The organism is Variovorax sp. MSC1_012 (assembly GCF_023667525.1).
Classification (GTDB): Bacteria; Pseudomonadota; Gammaproteobacteria; order Burkholderiales; family Burkholderiaceae_C; genus Variovorax; species Variovorax beijingensis_B.
This window is the reverse complement of record NZ_CM174443.1, coordinates 3,408,719-3,430,033: the sequence shown is the minus strand read 5'-3', so window position 1 is coordinate 3,430,033 and position 21,315 is coordinate 3,408,719. Positions and strand designations below refer to the sequence as shown.

Genomic DNA, 21,315 nt, shown 5'->3' with positions numbered 1-21,315 from the left:
AGCACCCGATGCCCTGTACACCTGGACACGCCGCCGGTTTGCGGCCGATCAACCACCGCTCTGTCCAACGCTCCCGTCGATGGGGTGCCTTGCGCAGCGAAATCAAGGGGGAGGCCGCAGGCCGGAGGACATTCGCGGAGCAAGGTACCCCGTCGGCGGGAGCGTGCCCTGAACGAAGCAACTCAAACACAACGCGCAGAACAAAAAGAAACCCCATCCCTACCCCTTGTTGTCCATCGCCGACCGCAACCCATCGGATAGGAGATTGAAGGAGATCGAAGTGACGAAGATCATCGCGCCCGGCAGTGCCGCGACCCACGGCTGCACATAGATCGCGGTGCGCAGCGTATTGAGCATCAGGCCCCACTCCGGCTCCGGCGGCTTCACGCCCAGGCCCAGGAACGACAGGCCCGAGGCCAGGATCATCGACACCGCGATCAGGCTCGTCGCGTAGACAAAGATCGGACCGAGCACATTGCCCAGCACATGCACCCGCACGATCGTGAACGGGTTCGCGCCCGAGGCGCGCGCGGCCTCCACGTAGTCCCGCGTGCGCACCTGCGTGGTCACGCTCTCGGCCACGCGCGCGATCTGCGGAATGAACACGATGGTCAGCGAGATCAGCGAATTGACCACGCCCGCGCCCAGCGTGCCCGACAGCGCGATCGCCAGCAGCACCGAAGGAAAGGCGTAGAACACGTCGATGGTGCGCATGATCAGCGTGTTGGTAAAACCGCCCGCGTAGCCCGCGACGATGCCGATCACCGTGCCCAGCACGAAGGCGCAGATCACCGGCGTGATGCCGATGAACAGCGACAGCCGCGCGCCGACGATCAGGCGCGACAGCATGTCGCGGCCCAGCTCGTCGCTGCCCAGCGGCAGGCCCTCGGTGCCGATCGGCTTGAGCCGCTTGAGCATCGAGGAGGCATAAGGGTCGGCCGGCGCGAGCCACGGGCCGAACACGGCCAGACCGATCAGCAGCAGCACCACCAACGCGGCACCCATCGCGACCGGATCGCGCGTGAACCGCAGCAGCGCCGAGGTCCAGTAGCCGCGCGAGCGCTGCATCGGCAGCAGCGGCTTCACGTCGGCGGAGGAGGAAGGAGAGGGGAGGGGCAGTGCGCTCATGGTGGTCATGCCCGCGCGATCCGCGGATCGAGCATGGTTTGCAGCACGTCGACCAGCAGGTTGAGCAACACGAAGAACAGCGCCAGCACCAGGATGGTTCCCTGCAGCAGCGGCAGGTCGCGCTGGAAGATCGCGGAGTTCAACAGAAAGCCGGTGCCGGGCCACGAGAACACGGTCTCGATCAGGATCGAGCCGCCCAGCAGATAGCCCAGCTGCAGGCCCATCACCGCGAGGGCCGTGGGCGCCGCGTTCTTCACCATGTGGCGGAACACGCCGAAGTGCGTGAGACCCTTGGCGCGCAGGCCGACGATGAATTCCTGGTCGAGGATGTCGGCCACCATCGCGCGCACGGTGCGCGCGATGATGCCCATCGGGATCACCGACATCGTGAGGGCCGGCAGGATCAGGAACTGCAGGTGCTCCCAGTCCCAGGCCCAGTCGCTGGAGCCGCCCGGGCCGGCACCCGTGGCAGGCAGCCACATGAGCTGCGACGAGAACACGATCACCATCACCATGCCCAGCCAGTAGTGCGGCACGCTCACGCCCAGCACCGACAGCATCGAGGCGAAGCGGTCGAGCCACGAGTTGCGGAAGTAGCCAGCCACGAAGCCGAACAGGCAGCCCAGCACGAAGCCGATGAAGGTCGCCACCACCGCGAGCCGCAGCGTGTTGCCCACGGCCGTGAACACCTCGCCCGCCACGGCGCGGTTGCTCGCGATGGACACGCCCAGGTCGCCATGCAGCGCGCGCCAGACCCACATCGCGAACTGCTCGGGCAGCGAACGGTTGAAGCCATAGAGCTCGCGCAGCTGCGCCTGCAGGTCCGCCGAGGCGTCGGGCGGCAGGATCGACACCAGTGGATCGCCGGGCGCAATGTGCACCAGCAGGAAGCACACCAGCGCCACGCCGACCATGATCGGCACGGCGTAGACCACGCGGCGGATCAAATATGAAAACATGAAGCTCTATCGTCAGGGCGAGGCAAGCGCAGCGAAGCCCCTTCGGGGAACACCGCGGAACCGGCTTTGCCGGGCCGCTGGTGTTGCCCCCGGTGAGGGGGAGGGAGAAGCGACACGAAGTGCGCGAAGCCTGGGGGAGAGTCCATGGAGTCAGTCCATCGTCATGGTTGCGATGTCGATGAACCAGCTTTTCGGCTGAACCACGTTCTTGACCTTGGCCGACATTGCGCGCGGGCCGACGTCATGCGCAATCCAGACGAAGGGCGCGTCGTCCACGATGTGCGCATGCAGCCTGGCCAGCGCGGCGTCGCGCGCCTTGTCGTCGAAGCTGGTGCGCGCATCGGCCACCAGCTTGTCGACCTCGGCGTTGCCGTAGTAGCCCCAGTTGTTGGACACCGGCGGGAAGGTCTTGGTGCTCACGAAGCGCACCATCGCGAAGAACGGGTCCATCGCCGCGAAGCTCACGTTGGTCGCGTTGGCGCCGTTGGCCGAGGGGTCCTTCACGCCCTTGCGCCAGTTGGTGAAGAGCGTGTTCCATTCGATCACGTCGAACTGCACGTCGAAGAAGCACTGCTTGAGCGACTGCTGCGCGAATTCGTTCATCGGCAGCGGCTGCATCTGGCCCGAGCCCGAGGCGGAGATCTGCACCTTCACCTTGATCGGCTTGGCGGCCGAGTAGCCGGCCTGCGTCATGAGCGCCTGGGCGGCCTTCACGTCGTACTTGATGTCGAACTTGGGGTTGCCCCACCACGGATGGCCGGGCGGCACGGTGCCCTTGGGCTCGGCCATCATGCCGCCGAGCAGCTGCTTCATGCCGCCGCGGTCGATGCACAGGTTGGCGGCCTGGCGCACGCGCTTGTCGAGCCAGGGCGAGCCTTCGGCGAACGACAGCTGCCACGGCCACACGTGGGGCTGCGCGTTGGAATAGATCTTGAAGCCGCGCTGCGTGATCTGCGGCATGGCGTCGGGCGCGGGAGCCTCGATCCAGTCGACCTGGCCGCCCAGCAGCGCGGCGGTGCGCGCATTGGCCTCGGGCATCGGCAGCATCACGACCTTGTCGATCTTCGGCACGCGCTTCGCGTCCCAGTAGGCCTTGTTGGCGGCGAGTTCGAGGCGCTCTCGGGCCACGAAGCGCGTGACCTTGAACGGACCCGAGCCGGCGGGGTCGGCGGCGAAGGCGGTCCAGGCGGCCTTGGACTTGTCGGCGGGCGTGGCGCCGGCCGCGGCGTCGAACTTCTTCTGCCACTGCGCCGGCGAGGCCATGAACAGGTTGGTCAGGTTGATCGGCAGGAAGGCATCGGGCTCGCTGGTGGTGAGCTCGACCGTCATGTCGTCGATCTTGCGCGCGGTGCGCAGCGTGGGCATGCGCGAAGCAGTCACGCCAACCTGGCTGGGGTCGAACTGCGGCGCGTCCTTGTCGAGCACCTTCTGCACGTTCCAGATGACGGCGTCGGCATTGAAGGCCGAGCCGTCGTGGAACTTGACGCCGGGGCGCAGCTTGAAGACCCACTTGGTCTTGTCCTTGGCATCGACCGCCCACGAGCTCGCCAGCGCCGGGATCAGCACGCTCGGCGCGTCGGCCTTGGACAGGTCCCACTGCGTGAGCGAGTCGTAGATCGGAATGCCGGTGAAGCGGTTGCCCTCGAAGCCCTGGTCGGGCTGGCCCAGCGTGCGCGGAATGTCGGCCGCGGTCATGGCGATGCGCAGCGTCTTCTCCTGGGCCAGGGCCGGCGCCGCGAAGGCCAGGGTGGCGAGCGCCGCGCAGGCGGCCAGGGGTTTCAGGATCGAGGCAGGAACGGCACGCTTCACAGGAGCTCCTAGGGGTGAAAGGGCAAAGGGATCGAACCGGTGGTGAAGCACGACGTGTGCCAGCCGTGTTTCCGGGGCCGCGATGCGACAATTGCCCTCCCATGACAGACACCCTCACCATCACCCGCCCGGACGACTGGCACCTGCACGTGCGCGACGGCGCCGCCCTCGAAGCCGTGGTTCCGCACAGTGCGCGCCAGTTCGGCCGCGCGCTGGTCATGCCCAACCTCAGGCCTCCGGTCACCACCGCGGCGCAGGCCATGGCCTATCGCGACCGCATCCGCGCGGCGGTGCCCGAAGGCACGGCCTTCGAGCCCGTGATGTCGCTCTACCTGACCGACAGGCTGCCGCCCGAGGAAATCGCCCTGGCCGCAGAAGCCGGCGTGCGCGCGCTCAAGCTCTACCCGGCCGGCGCCACCACCAACAGCGATGCCGGCGTGACCGACATCCGCCACACCTACAAGACGCTCGAAGCCATGCAGAAGCACGGCTTGCTGCTGCTGGTGCATGGCGAGGTCACCGATCCAGCCGTCGACCTGTTCGACCGTGAGGCCGTCTTCATCGACCGCGTGATGATTCCGCTGCGCCGCGACTTCCCCGAGCTCAAGGTGGTGTTCGAGCACCTCACCACCCAGGAGGGCGCCCACTACGTGCGCGATGCCAACCGCTTCACGGCTGCCACCATCACCGCGCACCACCTGCTGTACAACCGCAACGCCATCTTCACCGGCGGCATCCGCCCGCACTACTACTGCCTGCCCGTGCTCAAGCGCGAGACGCACCGCGTGGCGTTGGTCCAGGCGGCCACGAGCGGCAGCGACCGCTTCTTTCTCGGCACCGACAGCGCGCCGCACCCGGCCCACCTGAAGGAGCATGCGCTCGGCTGCGCCGGCTGCTACACCGCGCTGACCGCCATCGAGCTCTATGCCGAGGCCTTCGACAGCGTGGACGCGCTCGACAAGCTCGAAGGCTTCGCGAGCTTCCACGGCCCCGACTTCTACGGCCTGCCGCGCAACAGCGGCACCGTCACGCTGAAGCGCGAAAGCTGGACTGTGCCGGAAACCGTGCCTTACGGCGACGCCACGCTCAAGCCGCTGCGCGGCGGCGAAACCATCGCCTGGAGACTCGCATGACGCCCACGCTGCGCGTGATGCTGCTGATCGATGCCGACAACGTCTCGGCCGACGTGATCGAGCAGGCCATGCAGCGGACCCTGGCCGAGCACGGCGCGGTTCATGTGCGCCGCGCCTACTGCAACGCCGAAACCGCGCTCAAGCAGCAGGCGCTTTTCAAGCGGCTGTCGGTGCGGCCGATGGTCAATCTCTCGGCCGGCAAGAACAGCACCGACATCGCGCTGGCGGTCGATGCCATCGATCTCGTGATTGCGGAGCGTCCCGACGTGGTGGTGCTCGTGTCTTCCGATTCCGACTTCGCGCCGCTCGTGATCCGGCTGCGCGAGAAGGGCTGCCGCGTCTGCGGCCTGGGCCAGCAGGGCAAGACCGGCGAAGAGACCGTGGCGGTCTACGACGAGTTCACCGACCTGCGGCACCACGGCGCCCCGGTCGCGCCCCGCACCGCGCCGGCAAGGAAGGCGGCGGCCAAGGTCGCCGCGAAGCGTGCGCCGGCCAAGACGGAAAAGACCGAAAAGAGTGCGGCCGCGCCGGCCCGCAAGACCGCCGCCAAGGCCCCGGCCCGAAAGACCGCCAAGGCCGCAGCGAAGCCGCCTGCGCCGCAGCCGCCTTCCGAGGCCGCCGAATTCATCCTGCGGGCGGCACCCGCGCTGCGCAGCGGTGCCGACGTGCCGCTCAACGACGTGGCCCAGGCCCTGCGCGCGGCCGGGCTGCTCGGCAAGCACGGCAGTTCGCTCAAGCTGTTCGACAAGCTCCCGGCGGAATTCGCCGTGCTGCAGCATCCCGACCGCATCCGCTGGACCGGAGCCGCCACGCCTTGAGCCTGGCGGCGGTCGACTGGGCGCGGCCCTGGCTCGCGCCCTATCGCGCCATGGGCGAAGCGGCGGCCCAGACGGCGCTCCGCACCTCGGTCGCAGCCGCGCTGCAGCGGGAAGCAGCGCCGGGTTTCACGCCCGCCTTCGTGCCGCAATCGGATCTGCCCGCAGGGCAGGCCTATGAGGCCCACATCTTCCAGACCGGCACCGTGCCGACGCGCGACAACCTGCACGACTTCTTCAACGGCCTCGTCTGGCTCGCCTTTCCGCAGGCCAAGCGCCGCCTCAACGAACTGCAGGCCGCCGAGATCGCCCGCACGGGCGTTGGCGCCACGCGCGGTCCGCTGCGCGACGCGCTCACGCTGTTCGACGAGAACGGCGCCGTGCTCGATGCGCCCGAGCCGCTGTGGCAGGCGCTGGCTGCGCGCGACTGGCACACGCTTTTCGTGACGCAGCGCACGCTGTGGTCCGAGGCGCGCCTCTGGATATTCGGCCATGCGCTGCTCGAGAAACTCGCCACCCCGCGCAAGGCGCTCACCGCGCATGTGCTGCGGCTGCCGCCACCGGCTGCCGGCGGACCGGTGGCGCCCTGCGACCGGGCGCTGGCGCGCAGCCTCGCGCCGGGCCACATGACGCAAAAACCCTTCGTTCCGCTGCCGGTGCTCGGCGTGCCCGGCTGGTGGGCCGGCAACGCGGCGGCCGATTTCTACGACGATCCCAAGGTCTTCAGGCCCGGTCCGTAGAACTTTTGCTCCTATCATCGCTCTACCCGCAGGCTGCGGTGCGGCCTCCTTCAAAATCCAAACAACAAAGGAAGAGGGCCAGTTCCTGCACGGCTTGAAGAGGGCCATCCGGTCCTCATCTAAGCGGCAGCATTCCCCCACGGAGAATTCAACTTGAAACGTATCCTTCTGTTCGTTTTGACCAATGTGATGGTCGTTGCAGTGCTCGGCATCGTCGCCAGCCTGCTCGGCGTCAACCGCTATCTCACGGCCAACGGGCTGAACCTCGCGGCGCTGCTCGGCTTTGCGCTCATCATGGGCTTTGGCGGCGCGATCATTTCGCTCCTGATCAGCAAGCCCATGGCCAAGTGGACGACCAAGCTGCACATGATCGACAACCCCCAGTCGCCCGACGAGGCCTGGATCGTCGGCACGGTGCGCAAGTTTGCCGACAAGGCCGGCATCGGCATGCCCGAGGTCGGCATCTTCGAGGGCGAGCCCAATGCCTTTGCGACCGGCGCGTTCAAGAACTCGTCGCTGGTGGCGGTGTCCACCGGCCTGCTGCAGGGCATGACGCGCGAAGAAGTCGAGGCCGTGATCGGCCACGAAGTGGCGCACATCGCCAACGGCGACATGGTCACCATGACGCTGATCCAGGGCGTGATGAACACCTTCGTCGTGTTCCTCTCGCGCGTGATCGGCTATGCGGTCGACAGCTTCCTGCGCCGCGGCGACGACCGTTCGTCCGGTCCGGGCATTGGCTACTACGTGAGCACCATCGTGCTGGACATCGTGCTGGGCTTTGCCGCTGCCATCGTGGTGGCCTGGTTCTCGCGTCAGCGCGAATTCCGTGCCGACGCCGGCGCGGCCGCGCTCATGGGCCAGAAGCAGCCGATGATGAATGCGCTGGCCCGCCTGGGCGGCCTGCCGGCCGGCGAACTGCCCAAGGCGGTGGAGGCCATGGGCATCACGGGCAGCATCGGCAAGCTCTTTGCCACGCACCCGCCGATCGAAGAGCGCATTGCGGCGCTGCAGAACGCGCGCGGCTGATCGATCGAATCACACTGCGACAGAAAAGGAAAAGCCGCCACGGGTTGCCGTGGCGGCTTTTTCATTGGGGTCGGCGCGCGCGGCGGCCCGGGCGATCAGGCGGCCGGAGCCGCCGGCTGCCGCTCGGTCCGTGCGCGCGCGAGCGTGCGGCCGACCTCGTCGGCATCCATGCCGTACATCTCGGCGAACTCGTGCTCGCTGCTGCGGCCGCTGGCCTCGAAGGCGCGCAGCAGCGCCTCGCGCTTGGCGGCTTGGCGGGCCAGCTCGGCCAGCGCTTCGTCGAGCACGGCGTTGGTTTCCTCGTCGCGCGAGCGCACCAGCACCGCGTAGGCTTCGCGGTCCAGGCCCGAGGCTTCCACGGCGCGGGCGATGCGCGCGACCAGCTGCGGACGCAGGTCCTCGCCGGGGTTGCGCTGCACGCGGCGGCGGTGCAGCTCGAGGATGGCGTGGTGCACGTGCTCGGGCGCCACGGGCTCCACCGCATTGCCGTCGAGGTCGTGGCGCGCAAGGCCCGCGGCCACCGCCTCGAGGTAGCGCGTGGAGCGTGCGTGCAGACCCAGCGCAACCTTCAGCTCGTCCTTTTTGAAATCGTCCGGGTGCTTCTCGAGCAGGTCCTGGAACACGCCGAGCTTGAGCGGCAGGAAGCGCGCGCCGAACATGTTGGGGTACAGCTCGAACAGTTTCTCCAGCGCGGGGTGCACCTTGCGCGCGCGCTGCGGCTGTTGCTGCTGTGCCGCCTGCTTCGGCTTCTGCTTTTGTTGCTGCTGCTGGCGCGGCTGGCGCGGTGCGCGCGGAGGCCGGGGTGGGCGTCCGTCGGCGTTCGGCTCCTGGTGCGGCTGGTGCGACTGGGCGGCGCCCTCGGCTTCCGCCGGCTGGACTTCCTGGATTTCTTCTTGGGGCGTGGCGGTGTCGGTCATCGGTCGGTTCTTGTCAGGTTGGCTGTCAGCGGCGGAGAAAATGGATTCCGCGCGTTCAGCGCGGGCGGAACATCTTGAAGAGATTGTCGGGGCTGATCTCGAAGTAATCGGCCGGGCCGCCGCCGCGCAGGATGGGCTGCGCCGCGGCGGTGTCGTAGATGCCGTTCTTCAGCAGGTGGCGCGCAATGTGCACGCCCACCACCTCGCCGAGGATCAGCCAGGTGGGCACCGGCACGCCGTCCACGCCCTCGAGCTGCAGCAGCTGCGTGAGCCGGCATTCGAAGGACACCGGGCTCTCGGCCACGCGCGGCACCGCAATGTTGCGCGATGCCGCGGGCGTGAGGCCGGCGAGCTCGAACTCGTTCACCTCGGGCGGCACCGCGGCGCATGACTGGTTCATCTGCTCGGCCAGCGGCCGGGTGGCCAGGTTCCAGCCGAACTCGCGCGTCTGGCGGATGTTGTGCAGGCTGTCCTTGGCGCCGATGCTCGCAAAGCCCACGATGGGCGGCGTGTAGTTGAAGGCGTTGAAGAAGCTGTAGGGCGCGAGGTTGAGCCTGCCGTCTTCGTCCTGCGACGAGATCCATCCGATCGGCCGCGGGCCGACCATGGCATTGAACGGATCGTGGGGCAGGCCGTGGCCCTTGGCGGGTTCGTAGAAATGGAAGTCGTCGTTCGGCACGGCCATGGGTTCCTTGCTCATGTTCCGGTGACGCTGCGCGCCACCGCTTCGGCTACCTTGATGCCGTCGACGCCGGCCGACAGGATGCCGCCCGCGTAGCTTGCGCCTTCGCCGGCGGGGTAGAGGCCGCGCACGTTGAGGCTCTGGAAGTCGTCGCCGCGCGTGATGCGGATCGGTGACGAGGTGCGTGTTTCCACGCCGGTGAGCACCGCATCGTGCAGGTCGAAGCCCTTGATCTTGCGGCCGAAGGCGGGAAAGGCTTCGCGCATGGCCTCGATGGCGTAGGCCGGCAGCGCCTGGTGCAGGTCGGTGGGCGTGACGCCGGGCTTGTACGAGGGCGTCACGCTGCCGAGCGCGGTCGAGGGCCTGCCCGCGACGAAGTCGCCCACCAGCTGGCCGGGCGCGCGGTAGTCGCCGCCGCCGAGCACGAAGGCGTTCGACTCGAGCTCGCGCTGCAGCGCGATGCCGGCGAGCGCGTCGCCCGCGGTCTCGGGTGTCCAGCCGGGAAAGTCGCGCGGGTCGATGCCCACCACGATGCCCGCGTTGGCGTTGCGCTCGTTGCGCGAATACTGGCTCATGCCGTTGGTGACCACGCGGCCGGGCTCGCTGGTGGCCGCGACCACGGTGCCGCCGGGGCACATGCAGAAGCTGTAGACCGAGCGGCCGTTGCTCGCGTGGTGCACCAGCTTGTAGTCGGCCGCGCCGAGCAGCGGATGGCCCGCATGGCGGCCCCAGCGCGCGCGGTCGATCAGGCCCTGCGGATGCTCGACGCGAAAGCCGATGGAAAAGGGCTTGGCTTCGATGTGCACGCCGCGCGCGTGCAGCATGGAAAAAGTGTCGCGCGAGCTGTGGCCGAGCGCCATCACCACGTGGTCGGCGCGCAGCTCGCTCGTTTGGCCGGTGGCCTGGTCGAGCACGGTGAGGCCGCGAAGCTGGCCGTTCTCGATCTGCACGTCGGTCACGCGCTGCTCGAAGCGGATCTCGCCGCCGAGCGCCACGATCTGCTCGCGGATGTTCTCCACCACCTTCACCAGCTTGAAGGTGCCGATGTGCGGATGCGCGACGTAAAGGATCTCGGGCGGCGCGCCGGCCTTCACGAACTCTTCCATCACCTTGCGGCCGAGGAAGCGCGGATCCTTGATCTGGCTGTAGAGCTTGCCGTCGGAGAAGGTGCCGGCGCCGCCTTCGCCGAACTGCACGTTCGACTCGGGGTCGAGCACGCTCTTGCGCCACAGGCCCCAGGTGTCGCGGGTGCGCTGGCGCACGGTCTTGCCGCGTTCGAGCACGATGGGCCTGAAGCCCATCTTCGCGAGCATCAGCGCCGCAAAGATGCCGCAGGGGCCGAAGCCGATCACCACGGGCCGGGGCGCGCCTTCGGGCGCGTGCGCCGGCGGCGTGTAGCGCATGTCGGGCGCGGCCTGGATGTGCGGATGCGCAGCATGCCTGGCGAGCAGCGCGGCTTCGAGCCCGGCGTCGGCCAGCTGCACGTCGGCGATGTAGACCGTGAGCAGGTCGGCCTTGCGCGCGTCGAAGCTGCGCTTGAAGACGGTGTGGGAAGCGATCGCTTCGAGCGGGACGTCGAGCGTCCGGGCGATCAGGGCGGCCAGCGCCTCCGGGGCGTGGTCCAGCGGGAGTTTGAGTTCGGAGAGTCTCAGCATGTCATGGGGCTTGTGTTTATCAAGCAGGCCACGGATTTTACGCGCCGAGGCGCTATGAAAGAGATAGCTGGGTCAGGCTGGCAGGAAGCCTTCGACCGAGAGATAGCGCTCGCCCGTGTCGTAGTTGAACCCCAGCACCACCGCATCGGGTGCCAGCGAGGGCAGCTTCTGCGCGATGGCCGCGAGCGTGGCGCCGGAGGAAATGCCCACCAGCATGCCTTCCTCGACCGCGCAGCGGCGGGCCATTTCGCGCGCCGGTTCGGCGTCGACCTGCAGCACGCCGTCGAGCAGCGAGGTGTCGAGGTTCTTCGGGATGAAGCCCGCCCCAATGCCCTGGATCGGGTGCGGCGAGGGCTGGCCTCCCGAGATCACCGGCGAGGCCACGGGCTCCACCGCGAACACCTGCAGCTTCGGCCACTTCTTCTTGAGCACCCGCGCCACGCCCGTGATGTGGCCGCCGGTGCCCACGCCGGTGATCAGCACGTCGACGCCGTCGGGGAAGTCGGCCGCGATTTCCTCGGCCGTGGTGCGCACGTGCACGTCGATGTTGGCGGGGTTGTTGAACTGCTGCGGCATCCACGCGCCCGGCGTGCCGGCCACGATTTCCTCGGCGCGCGCAATGGAGGCCTTCATGCCGCCGGCGCGCGGCGTGAGGTCGAAGGTGGCGCCGTAGGCGAGCATGAGGCGGCGGCGCTCCACCGACATGCTGTCGGGCATCACGAGGATCAGCTTGTAGCCCTTGACGGCCGCGACCATGGCCAGGCCGATGCCGGTGTTGCCCGAGGTGGGCTCCACGATGGTGCCGCCGGGCTTCAGCGCGCCGGACTTCTCGGCGTCCTCCACCATCGACAGCGCGATGCGGTCCTTGATGGAGCCGCCGGGGTTCGCGCGCTCGGACTTGATCCACACCTGCTGCTTCGCATTGCCGAACAGGCGGTTGATGCGGATGTGCGGCGTGTTGCCGATGGTCTGGAGGATGGTCTGGGCCTTCATGGGAGGGTCTCCTTGGACATGGGATGGGGCGGGTCGGTTCGGTCGAAGCGCCATTGTGGAGCGGACGGCCGGCGCTCGCGAGGGTATCGAGCGATAATCCCCCCGTGAAGCACGCCAGACCGCCGCTGGTGCAAGCCCGCAAGGGGCGACGCCGCAAGGCGCCGCGTCGAAAGACCGCACTGGAGGAACGTCCGGACTGCACAGGACAGCGCAGGAGTTAACGACTCTCCACCGTGAGGTGAGGATCAGAGCAACAGAGACGAGCCGATTCAGTTCGGGTGAAACGGGCAATCTCTGCGCGCAGCAACACCAAGTAGGCCAGTATCGAGGTGGTTCCGCTGAGCTGGCGGGTAGGTGGCATCGAGCCGTTTGGCGACAAGCGGCCCAGAGTGATGGCGGTCACGTTGGGGGCAACTCCAACGCACAGAATCCGGCTTATCGGCGGGCTTCACACTTTTTCCTTCCCTGGCGGCCGCGGGCCGCCAGCGGCCTTGGCGTCAGCGCGTGAAGAGCCAGCCCCCCTTGGGCTGGCGCGTCAGTTCATGCCGCCGGACCGAGCGCTCCTCGCCGTCGTCGCCCACGTACACCACTTCGAAGCGCAGCCGCTTCGGCGAGACCATCTTCCAGTTCTGGATGCGCTTGACCGTCACGCAGGCCGTCTTGTCGTGGTACTGCATCTCTGCCATCGGCCCGCCCTGGAAGCCGGTGCCGTCGAACAGCCGGCCCGGTGCCGCGAACGGGTTGAGCACGGCGCCATTGCGCGCGGTGATGCAGCCTTCGGTCCGCACGAAGGATTCGATGGTGGGCGCCGCGCTTCGCACCACCTTGGCCACGGCCGGCGTGGGCGGCTTGGTCACGATGGCCTCGCGGATGCGTTCCACCTGCTCCTCGGTGATCGGCGCGAGCCCGCTGGGCGACACGACCGGCGGCGGTGCCGGCGGCGGCGGCGGCGCGTACGAGGGCAGCAAAGGCGCGAGATAGCTGCAGCCTGCCAGCGCCAGCGGGGCGGTGCAGGCGAGTGCGGCGATCCGGGTTCCGAACTTCATGGATGGGTCTCCTGTCGTCGATTCCTCTTGGGGGCCTTTTTCGTGCCTCTTCTTCGATGTCAAAAGCGTTCGTGCGGCGAAAGATAGCGCCACTGGCCGGGCTCCAGCCCTGCCAGCGGCACCCGGCCGATGCGGATGCGCCGCATGGCCAGGATGCGCAGGCCGGCTTCGTCGCACAGGTGCGCGATCTGTCCGGGCCGCGCGCCCTTGAGCGCAAAGCGCAGGCCGGTCTGGTCGTCGGCCTGGCGGCCGATGCTCACGCGCGCTGGCGAGCGCTCGAAGCGCACGAGCTGCTCGGGGCTCACCTTGCCGGCCACGTCGACCATCACCTCGTGTTCGAGCACGCCCGCGTCCTCTTGCAGCTTGCGCTCGATGCGCCATTCCTGCGTGTAGACCACGAGCCCGCTGGCGCCGGTTTCGAGCGGCGTCATGCAGCGCTGCGCCTTGGCGTGCGCCGGCAGGAAGCGCATGCCCGCGCGCTCGGGCTCGTGGTGATTGGCGGCCACCAGCAGCCGGTGCGCGGTGTCGGTGGCCATGCCGGCCGGCTTGTGCAGCAGCAGGGTGACGGGCACTACGGGCTCGGGCTTGGCGCCGGCCTCGATCTCGACCTTCTGGTGGTCGTGCACCCGCGACTGCGGCAGCAGCGCCGGCACGCCGTCGACGCGTACCGCGCCGTTCTCGATCAGCAACTCGGCCTCGCGCCGCGAGCAGCCCGCGAGCGCGGCCACGCGCTTGGCAAGGCGGATGCCTTCTTCTTCGGAAGCGCCCCTCATGGCGTGGAGGCCAGTTGCCGGATGCGCGCCACATGCGCGGCCAGCGATCGGGCGGCCACCGGCCACATGCGCTCGGGCACGTCGTCGTAGGCCAGCGGCAGCCAGTCGTCCGGCGTGCCCCCGGGCAGTCTCTGCATGGCCGCGGCGATCTTGGCTTCGCGTTTCAGGCGGTGCGCCTTCAGCTGCGCGATGGCGCTGCGTGCGCTGCCGATGACATGGCCGTGCGCGGGCAGGATGAAATCGATGCCGCCGGCCTCGCAGGCCGCATCGAGCTTGTCGAGCGAATCGAGATACGCGTTCATGTCGCCGTCGGGCGGATCGACCACCGTGGTGCTGCCGTTCAGGATGTGGTCGCCGGAGAACAGGAGCCCGTCTTCCTCGAGCACCAGGCACAGGTGGTTGGCGGCGTGGCCCGGCGTGTGGATGGCGCGCAGCGCGTGGCTGACGGGCTCGCCTTCGGCCGTGGTGCCGCTGAGTACCAGGCGCTCGCCGTCGCGCAGTTCGCGCTCCGCGGCAAAGCGCGCCGACGAACGCGCCGTGGGCGCCGAAGACAGCCCGAGGATCGGCGGCTTCTCCTTGCACAGCGCCTGCAGCGGCGCCGCGCCGGGCGAATGGTCGGCATGCGAATGGGTGCACACGATCATGCGGATGTTTCCTTCGGCGGCGCGCCATAGCCGCTCGATGTGGCCCGCGTCGTTCGGGCCCGGATCGATCACGAGGTAGCCCGTGGCCGTGTCGCCCACGATGTAGCTGTTGGTGCCCGGGCCGGTCATGGCGCCGGGGTTGGGCGCGGTCAGGCGCTGCACGTTCCTGAGCAGCGGCACGGCGCGCTCGCTCTGCCAGTCGAGTGCATGCAGCAGCTGCCCGTCGGGGCACACCAGCGCGAGCTCGCCGTACGGCGAATCGCTTTCCATGTAGCGCGCGTCCTGGCCGCGCAGCAGGCCGGCGCGCGGGCAGCTGGTCCACAGCGGCAGTTCGGCGGCGCAGGCCTGCAGCACCGCGTCCACGCTGGCATAGGCCGCGAGCCGCTGCAGCGTGCGCACGGTCGGAAAGATCATGAAGAAGCTGCCGGCCGCATGGCGCGCCAGCGCATCGGCCGGCCGCACCCAGCAGGGCTCGAACTGCTCGCTCTCGTCGGCCGTGGGCGTCTGGCCCTCGGGCATGCGCGCCACCAGGAAGGGCACGTCGAAGCGCTTGGGCAGGTCGCGGTCGGTGATCCAGTGCGCGAGGCTGAACACCTGGTCGCAGGCAAGCAGCAGCCCGCGTTCGGCGCATTGCTCGGCAAAGGAAACGGGCGACGTGGTGCTGCGGTCCATCGATGCGATGTCCTGCGCGCTCACGGGCCGGCCGTCGGCATGGCGCGCGAGCAGCACGCCAAGCTCCTCGAAGCCTTCGCGGATGGCGGCAATCGCCTGCGTCAGCTGCAGGCCGCTCTGGGTGGGCCGCCGTGCGGCGATGCGCGCCGCGGCTTCGTCGGCTGCATCGATCTGCCCGCCTGGGAACACATAGGCGCCTGGCGCGAAGCTTGCAGTGCCGGAGCGGCGCGTCATCAGCACTTCGATGCCGGCCTCGGAATCGCGCAGCAGCAGCACGGTGGCTGCCGCGCGCACGGGCGCGGGCTCGCGGGCGGGATGGAGTTGTTGGGTGGGACGGACCATGCGGCGATTATGGAGAGATCGTTCGATGCGGTTGCGTGCCGCATAAGCTCATACCGGATCGGGCATGAACCGCGCGCCACAATCCCGGGCTGCGCCGCCCGCATCGAGGAAAGACAGTCATGATCCATTCTCCCTTCACTCACCACCTCAGGTTCTCGTCGTCGTTCTTCACGCGGCGCCTCCGCCCGGCCTTGCTGCTGGCAGGCGCCGCCCTTGGCGCGGCCGCATCGTCCGCTGCCTTTGCGCAGGGGGGCGACTGGCCGCAGCAGCCGGTCACGCTGATCATGGGTTTTCCGGCCGGCTCGGGTGTCGACGTGGTGGCCCGCGCCATCCAGGAGCCGCTCGCCCGGCAGCTCGGAAAGCCCGTGATCATCGACTACAAGTCGGGCGCGGCCGGCAACATCGCGAGCGAGTACGTGGCCCATGCCAAGCCCGACGGCTACACGCTTTCGTTCGGGACCGCCGCCACCCATGGCAGCAACGCCGCGCTCTACAAGAAGCTGCCGTTCGACGTGGAGGCCGACTTCGTGCCGGTGGCGCCGGTCCTCGACGTCTCGAACGTGCTCACCATCAACCCGGACGTGATCAACGCCAGGACCTTGAAGGAGTTCGTCGATCTCGTCAAGGCCAACCCCGGAAAGTACAACTATGCGTCTACAGGCAACGGCGCCGGCACGCACATGGCCTTTGCCGAATTCAATTCGCGCCTCGGCTTGAACATGGTGCACGTGCCCTACAAGGGCGGGCCCGAGGCCATCACCTCCGTGGTGCGCGGCGAGACCTGCTGCATCATGAACCAGGTCCAGACGGTGCTGCCGCACTACAAAGCGGGCAAGGTGCGCCTGCTGGGCGTGACCACCGCCGCGCCGGTGGCCGCAGTCAAGGAGGTGCCCACCATCGCCTCCAGCGGCCTGCCCGGCACCAAGGGCTTCGACAGCTCGATCTGGTTCGGCATCTTCGCGCCCAAGGGCACCGATGCGCAGATCGTCGACAGGCTCAACGCCGCCGTGAAGGCCGTGCTCGAGCAGCCCGAAATCCGCGAGCGCTTCGAAAGCCAGGGCAACACCGTGCGCATCGAATCGCCCGCGCAGTTCAAGAAGACGGTGCACGACAACCGCATGAAGTGGGCCGAGGTGGCCAAGGCTGCGAACATCAGCATCGATTGAGGGGCGCCCCCACTGTGCGCTACAGCGTCTTGCTGAGCGTAACGATGAAGCGCGCCTTGTTGGGCGAGTAGTACTGCTCGCCGATGGGGCCGAAGCCGAAGTCCACGCCCGGGTTGCTCAGCGCGAGGTAGGAGCTCTTCTTGTTGGCGCCCTGCACCGAGCCGGCCAGCGCCAGGCCGTTGCCGAAGTCGTACGACACGCCCATGTTGTAGTCCACGTAGCTCTTGTAGCCCAGGCTGCGGATGTCGCTGGACATGCGGGTGTAGCCCACGGCCGCCTTCAGCGTGAGCTTGGGCACGATTTCCTTGCTGTAGGCCAGGTTCAGGTAGCCGGTGTTGCGGCCCTTCAGGCCCGAGCCCGACTTGTAGCCGGCATAGCCGAAGTAGTCCTTGGAGACCGTGTGCGAGTACTTCAGCGTGAACGAGCCGATGGCTTCGTCGGCCCAGGTGCCGGCGCCGTACAGCTCGGTGGTGTTGCCGATGGAGTTGCCCGGGTAGATGTAGGTGAGTGCGCCCACGTCCAGGTCGAAGGGGCCGGCCTTGAACTTGTAGCCGCCGTACAGGTCGCTCTCGATGCTGTTGCCCTGCAGCCAGTTGACGCTGGAGTTCCAGTTGCCCACGTAGAAGCCGCTCTCGCCGAAGGCGTAGTCGAAGCCGCCCTGGATGGCGGGCTTGAAGCCCTTGGTCTTGGCGTAGTCGTTGTTCCCGATCATGTCCTGGTCCTGGCCGCGGAACTTGTAGTTGCTCGTCAGTGCCACATTCCCGGTGAGCTGTGCGCTCGCAAGCATCGGCAGGGCGGCAAGGGTGGGGAGAACGAGCATCGGCAGGGCAATGCGAAAGAGGTGTTTCATCGAAAAAATTCGCTGGCGGATGGAGGAGCCGGCAGCGTAGGAGCGCGCGTCTAAAAGCCGTGTAAAAAATGATGGCCGCGGCGCAAAAGTCTTGAGCGGACGATGCGGCTCTTCATCGCGCCCGGAGCCGGATCATGGGCGGCCAGCCGCGCGCGGGTACCGTCATGGCGACCACTCCGGCCAGGATGCACGCGAGCCCGGCCCATGCGGTGGGCGAGAGCGCCTCGCCGAGGAACACCACGCCGATCATCACGCCGATGGGCACGCGCAGGTAGGCCTGCGCTGCCGTCGACATCGGCCCGAGCGTCTTGATCAGCCGGAAGTAGATCGTGAAGGCGAGAGCCGTGGAGAGCACCGCGAGCGCCAGCACGGCGACCATCGACGCGGCCGAAGGCGCCAGCGTCCACGGCCGGTCGATCGCAAGGCTCGCGGGCAGCAGCATCGCCGCGCCGCAAAGCAGCGAGCCCGCGGCCGGCACCATCGGATCGAGCCCCTTGAACACGCGGCCGAACACGGCCGCGCAGCCGTAGCAGACGGCCGCCGCCACCAGCCCGAGCTGCGCGAGCAGCGAATGCCCGAGCCCGTGCAGCGCCTCGAAGCCGACGATCAGGCAGATGCCCGCGAGGCCCGCCGCCACGCCGAAGAGGCGGCGCAACGCAGGCCTTTCCGCACCGCCCACGCCCAGGCCCAGCAGGAAGATGAAGATCGGCGAGGTCGAGTTGAGGATGGTGGCGAGCCCGGCATCCACGCTGCGCTCAGCCCACGCGATGAGCGTGAACGGCAGCACGCTGTTGAGGCAAGCCTGCACCGCGAAGCGGCGCCACATCGCAGGCTCCCGCGGCAGCCGCACGCCGCGCAGTCGCAGCAGCGCGAGCAGCAGCAGGCCGGCAATCAGCGTGCGCGCCGCGATCAGCGTCACGGGCGGCAGCGTCTGCACGCCGATCTTGATGAAGGTGTACGAGGCGCCCCAGCAAGTGGCGAGTACCGCGAGCAGCATCCATTCGAAGGCGATGCGGGAAGGGGGCTTGCTGGCGTCGGCGAGTGAGGTCGTTGGCATGGTGCACCGATCATCGAGAGTTCGCAGCGCGGACACTTCGGCCTGCAACGAAACGTGCGCGTGATGACCGCGGGCCCGAATCTGGGTACGCTGCATACGGCCCTGATCCCCACGCATTCAACGAACGACCGACTTCCCATGCCCTCGCTCCTGATCCGCAATGTGCGCCCGCTGGGCGCTTCCCCCCTCGACGTGCTGGTGCGCGATGGCCGCATCGCGGAAACCGGCGCCGCGCTGTCGGCGCCCGCCGATGCTGCCGTCGAGGAGGGCGGGGGTGCCTTGCTGCTGCCGGGCCTGGTCGAAGGTCACACCCACCTCGACAAGACGCTGTGGGGCATGGACTGGTACCGCAACGAGGTCGGTGCGAACCTCATCGACAAGATCGAGAACGAGCGCGCGTTCCGGCATGCGAGCGGGCACGACGCGGCCGCGCAGTCGCTGGTGCTGGCCAAGGCTTTTCTCGCGCTCGGCACCACGCGGCTGCGCACGCATGTGGACGTCGACACGCAGGCGGGCCTGCGCCATCTCGAAGGCACGCTGCGCACGCGGCAGACGCTGCGCGAGGTGCAGCAGATCCAGATCGTCGCGTTTCCGCAGTCGGGCCTCCTGGGCCGGCCGGGCACGGCCGAGCTGCTTGGCCAAGCGCTCGCGCGGGGCGCCGATGTGCTCGGCGGCCTCGACCCCTGCGCGATCGACGGCGATCCGGTGCGCTCGCTCGATGTGCTCTTCGGCATCGCCGACAGGCACCAGCGCCCGCTCGACATCCATCTGCACGAGCCCGGCGCCATGGGCGCGTTCTCGCTCGAGCTGATCCTGCAGCGCACCGAGGCGCTGGGCATGCAGGGCAAGGTCGCGGTGAGCCACGGCTTCTGCCTGGGCGACCTGGGCGAGCGCGAGCGCGACGCGCTGCTCGCGCGCATGGCCAGGCTCGGCGTGGTGCTGGTCACCAGTGCGCCGCCATCGCGCAGCGTGCCGCCGCTCATGGCCTGCCGCAAGGCCGGCGTGACGGTGCTTGGCGGCAACGACGGCATCCGCGACACCTGGTCGCCCTACGGCAACCCCGACATGCTGGAGCGCGCGATGCTGATCGGCATGCGCTACAACCTGCGCCGCGACGACGAGCTCGACGTGGCGCTCGATACCGTCACCCAAGCCGGCGCGCGCGGCTGCGGCTTCGAGACCTATGGCCTGGAGGCCGGCTGCCGCGCCGACCTGGTGCTGGTCGATGCACAGACGCCGGCACAGGCCATGGTCGCACGGCCGGTGCGCAGGCTGGTGGTGGCGGGCGGCCGTATCGTGGCGCGCAACGGCGTGCTGCAGGCCGAGGTGGCGTCCTTGTAGCCCGCGCCGCCATGTGCGCCCTCGGCCTACGCAAAAGTCCGCTGCCGGCTGTAGAGCGCCGGGCCGGCGCCAGGAGAGTCTTCGCCGCAGATTCAATTTTCGAACGAAAGGCTTTCCATGCGCGCCAACGACAAATCGCTGTCCGGACCCGTTGCCGATCAACTGACGCCGCTGGAAATTTCCCAGGCCGTCCTCCAGGGCGAAGAAAACCCGAACACCGCGCGGCCGCTCACGCCGCTCGAGCAGGCCGCCACGGGCATCGGAACGGGCAGCGGACAACGCTCGCCGCTGGCCCGCATGCTGTGCAGCCCCGCGGTGGCCTGGGGCGCCGCGGCCATGGCGGGCCTGGGCCTGCTCGCCGCGCTGGCCTATGCGAAGCGGGAGCCCACGCTCAGGCCTTGACCGCAGCCGGCGGCGAAGGCGGGCCACCGGAACCTGGCTCACTACACTGCTGCGGATGAGCCTTTCCCCTCAGTCGTGTCGCGTGCGAGAAGACCGCCTCGTTGCCTACTTCCTGAGCGGCGATGCCATGCGCAGCCGCCGCGTGAGCGATGTGGTGCTGTCGGGCAGGGTCGATGTGCCTGCGCCTCCCGCACGCCTGGTTGCAGATTGGGAGCGCGAGGTTTCTTGTCACCTGGCGCTGGCACCTGGCGATGTCGAGCCCTTGCCGATGGCGCGTGCGCGTGCGCGCTGGCTGGACTACAGGCAGTGCGTGCAGGCGGTGTCCGACTGGACGCGCAGCCTTGGATTGGGCGAGCTGCTCGCGTCCAGTGAAGTCGCACTCATGGCCTGCCGCGGTGCCAGTTACCACCATGACGGCGCGCAATACGGCGGCGCCGCGTTCTGCAATCTGTTCCTCTGCGACGACAAGGAACTCGATGTGCACTTTCCCTCTACCGGGCAGCGAATCCCCCTGGCCCGCGGCACGGTCCTGCTCTTCGATACAGGCCAGCCGCATGCCGTGATCCAGCGCAGCAGCAGCGGCTTCGATGCGGCCCATTTCGCACCCGGCCAGGATTGCACCCAGGTGTTCCTGAGCTGGGAGCTTCCGATCGAGGATGCGCATGTCGGGCGTGCGCTTCGCATTGCCTTCGACGTCGATGCGCCGACCGCATCGCAACTCGATGAAGAGCAGGTTCGCGTCAATGGCGAGCCGGCCAGCCTGTGCCCGGATTCCGGCCGGTGGCGGCGCGCCGGGTGAGCGACAGGCAGGCAGGCACGCCGTCATCGCCGCTACATCGCGATGTCACAGCTCTTTCTTAGGCTGGAGGCCGTCCCAACCGCCTCGAGAAAAAAGGAGTGCCTCCATCCATGCATCCACGATTCATCCTGCGCGCGCCGCTCGCGCCGCTCGCGCTGTCGGTACTGGCCCTTGCATTGACCGCCTGCGGCGGCGGTGATGGTGGAGGCGGCGGGGGATTCAGCGGCGCTGCTGCCACGTCGGGCAATGCGCCTGGCGCGGACCAGACCCCTGCAGGCACGGCCGGCAAGACCGATGCGGCCTCGTCCGGCGCGAGTACCGAGCCCAGCGTCAGCTACGCCCCCTGAGCAACCGTCTTGGCAG

The 21,315-nt window shown here is 68.5% G+C and carries 21 protein-coding genes and 1 other RNA gene; 10 read left to right on the top strand and 12 right to left on the bottom strand.

Translation table 11 applies throughout. The annotated features are described in order from the left end of the window. Positions 1-219: 219 nt before the first annotated feature. The 3 genes from L1081_RS16230 to L1081_RS16220 form a co-directional block, all read right to left on the bottom strand. Positions 220-1,128, bottom strand: coding sequence for an ABC transporter permease subunit (locus L1081_RS16230; RefSeq protein WP_489413092.1), 909 nt, complete (start codon positions 1,126-1,128; stop codon positions 220-222). Between the two features lie 5 nt (positions 1,129-1,133). After that, a complete protein-coding gene (locus L1081_RS16225) occupies positions 1,134-2,087 on the bottom strand; it encodes an ABC transporter permease subunit (RefSeq protein ID WP_489413091.1) in 954 nt (317 codons plus the stop codon). Between the two features lie 150 nt (positions 2,088-2,237). Beyond that, a complete protein-coding gene (locus tag L1081_RS16220; protein WP_489413090.1) occupies positions 2,238-3,896 on the bottom strand; it encodes an ABC transporter substrate-binding protein in 1,659 nt (552 codons plus the stop codon). A gap of 101 nt (positions 3,897-3,997) precedes the next feature. Here L1081_RS16220 and pyrC point away from each other — a divergent pair, with 101 nt between their 5' ends. The 4 genes from pyrC to htpX all read left to right on the top strand — a co-directional run bounded on the left by pyrC (position 3,998) and on the right by htpX (position 7,613). Next, positions 3,998-5,029, top strand: coding sequence for a dihydroorotase (pyrC, locus tag L1081_RS16215; protein ID WP_489413089.1), 1,032 nt, complete (start codon positions 3,998-4,000; stop codon positions 5,027-5,029). Continuing rightward, positions 5,026-5,847: an NYN domain-containing protein gene (locus L1081_RS16210; RefSeq protein WP_489413088.1), complete on the top strand. Its 822-nt coding sequence runs from the start codon at positions 5,026-5,028 to the stop codon at positions 5,845-5,847. The genes pyrC and L1081_RS16210 overlap by 4 nt, the downstream gene beginning before the upstream one ends. After that, positions 5,844-6,584, top strand: coding sequence for a DUF3025 domain-containing protein (locus L1081_RS16205; protein WP_489413087.1), 741 nt, complete (start codon positions 5,844-5,846; stop codon positions 6,582-6,584). The genes L1081_RS16210 and L1081_RS16205 overlap by 4 nt, the downstream gene beginning before the upstream one ends. Positions 6,585-6,737: 153 nt before the next feature. Next, positions 6,738-7,613 carry a protease HtpX gene (gene htpX, locus L1081_RS16200; protein WP_489413086.1) on the top strand — a complete coding sequence of 292 codons (876 nt, stop codon included), beginning with the start codon at positions 6,738-6,740 and terminating at the stop codon, positions 7,611-7,613. 95 nt (positions 7,614-7,708) lie between these two features. Here the strand turns inward: htpX and L1081_RS16195 are convergent, their stop codons facing one another. The 4 genes from L1081_RS16195 to cysK all read right to left on the bottom strand — a co-directional run bounded on the left by L1081_RS16195 (position 7,709) and on the right by cysK (position 11,860). Then, positions 7,709-8,530 carry a ProQ/FINO family protein gene (locus L1081_RS16195; protein ID WP_489413085.1) on the bottom strand — a complete coding sequence of 274 codons (822 nt, stop codon included), beginning with the start codon at positions 8,528-8,530 and terminating at the stop codon, positions 7,709-7,711. A gap of 55 nt (positions 8,531-8,585) precedes the next feature. Then, on the bottom strand, positions 8,586-9,215 hold the full coding sequence (locus L1081_RS16190; RefSeq protein ID WP_489416797.1) for a flavin reductase: 630 nt from the start codon (positions 9,213-9,215) through the stop codon (positions 8,586-8,588). A gap of 11 nt (positions 9,216-9,226) precedes the next feature. Next, positions 9,227-10,867 (bottom strand): FAD-dependent protein, encoded by a 1,641-nt coding sequence (locus L1081_RS16185; RefSeq protein WP_489413084.1) that lies wholly within the window; start codon positions 10,865-10,867, stop codon positions 9,227-9,229. A gap of 72 nt (positions 10,868-10,939) precedes the next feature. Next, positions 10,940-11,860, bottom strand: a complete 921-nt coding sequence (gene cysK / locus L1081_RS16180) for a cysteine synthase A (RefSeq protein ID WP_489413083.1) — start codon at positions 11,858-11,860, stop codon at positions 10,940-10,942. A gap of 106 nt (positions 11,861-11,966) precedes the next feature. Here cysK and rnpB point away from each other — a divergent pair. After that, positions 11,967-12,314, top strand: an RNA gene (gene rnpB, locus L1081_RS16175) — RNase P RNA component class A. 43 nt (positions 12,315-12,357) lie between these two features. Here rnpB and L1081_RS16170 read toward each other — a convergent pair. From L1081_RS16170 to L1081_RS16160, 3 genes are read right to left on the bottom strand one after another with little or no spacing between them, the layout of a single operon-like run. Continuing rightward, positions 12,358-12,906: a hypothetical protein gene (locus L1081_RS16170; RefSeq protein WP_489413082.1), complete on the bottom strand. Its 549-nt coding sequence runs from the start codon at positions 12,904-12,906 to the stop codon at positions 12,358-12,360. Positions 12,907-12,965: 59 nt separating this feature from the next. Beyond that, positions 12,966-13,679, bottom strand: coding sequence for a S4 domain-containing protein (locus tag L1081_RS16165; protein ID WP_489413081.1), 714 nt, complete (start codon positions 13,677-13,679; stop codon positions 12,966-12,968). Then, the gene (locus L1081_RS16160) at positions 13,676-15,337 is read right to left on the bottom strand and encodes an MBL fold metallo-hydrolase (RefSeq protein WP_489413080.1); all 1,662 of its coding nucleotides are present in this window, start codon (positions 15,335-15,337) and stop codon (positions 13,676-13,678) included. The genes L1081_RS16165 and L1081_RS16160 overlap by 4 nt, the downstream gene beginning before the upstream one ends. A 119-nt stretch (positions 15,338-15,456) precedes the next feature. Between L1081_RS16160 and L1081_RS16155 the strand changes: the two genes are divergently transcribed. Continuing rightward, positions 15,457-16,503, top strand: coding sequence for a tripartite tricarboxylate transporter substrate-binding protein (locus tag L1081_RS16155; protein ID WP_489413079.1), 1,047 nt, complete (start codon positions 15,457-15,459; stop codon positions 16,501-16,503). A 19-nt stretch (positions 16,504-16,522) separates the two neighbouring features. Here the strand turns inward: L1081_RS16155 and L1081_RS16150 are convergent, their stop codons facing one another. Together L1081_RS16150 and L1081_RS16145 are read right to left on the bottom strand one after the other, a co-directional pair. Further along, positions 16,523-17,353 carry a TorF family putative porin gene (locus L1081_RS16150; RefSeq protein WP_489413078.1) on the bottom strand — a complete coding sequence of 277 codons (831 nt, stop codon included), beginning with the start codon at positions 17,351-17,353 and terminating at the stop codon, positions 16,523-16,525. A gap of 112 nt (positions 17,354-17,465) precedes the next feature. After that, positions 17,466-18,410, bottom strand: coding sequence for an EamA family transporter (locus L1081_RS16145; protein ID WP_489413077.1), 945 nt, complete (start codon positions 18,408-18,410; stop codon positions 17,466-17,468). 138 nt (positions 18,411-18,548) lie between these two features. Here L1081_RS16145 and L1081_RS16140 point away from each other — a divergent pair, with 138 nt between their 5' ends. The 4 genes from L1081_RS16140 (at position 18,549) to L1081_RS16125 (ending at position 21,299) form a co-directional block, all read left to right on the top strand. Further along, positions 18,549-19,751, top strand: a complete 1,203-nt coding sequence (locus L1081_RS16140) for an amidohydrolase (protein ID WP_489413076.1) — start codon at positions 18,549-18,551, stop codon at positions 19,749-19,751. 117 nt (positions 19,752-19,868) lie between these two features. Then, positions 19,869-20,153, top strand: a complete 285-nt coding sequence (locus L1081_RS16135; protein ID WP_489413075.1) for a hypothetical protein — start codon at positions 19,869-19,871, stop codon at positions 20,151-20,153. A 55-nt stretch (positions 20,154-20,208) separates the two neighbouring features. Further along, on the top strand, positions 20,209-20,952 hold the full coding sequence (locus L1081_RS16130) for a hypothetical protein (RefSeq protein ID WP_489413074.1): 744 nt from the start codon (positions 20,209-20,211) through the stop codon (positions 20,950-20,952). A 110-nt stretch (positions 20,953-21,062) separates the two neighbouring features. Then, complete coding sequence (locus tag L1081_RS16125) at positions 21,063-21,299, top strand: hypothetical protein (RefSeq protein ID WP_489413073.1); 237 nt, start codon at positions 21,063-21,065, stop codon at positions 21,297-21,299. Positions 21,300-21,315: the final 16 nt, after the last annotated feature.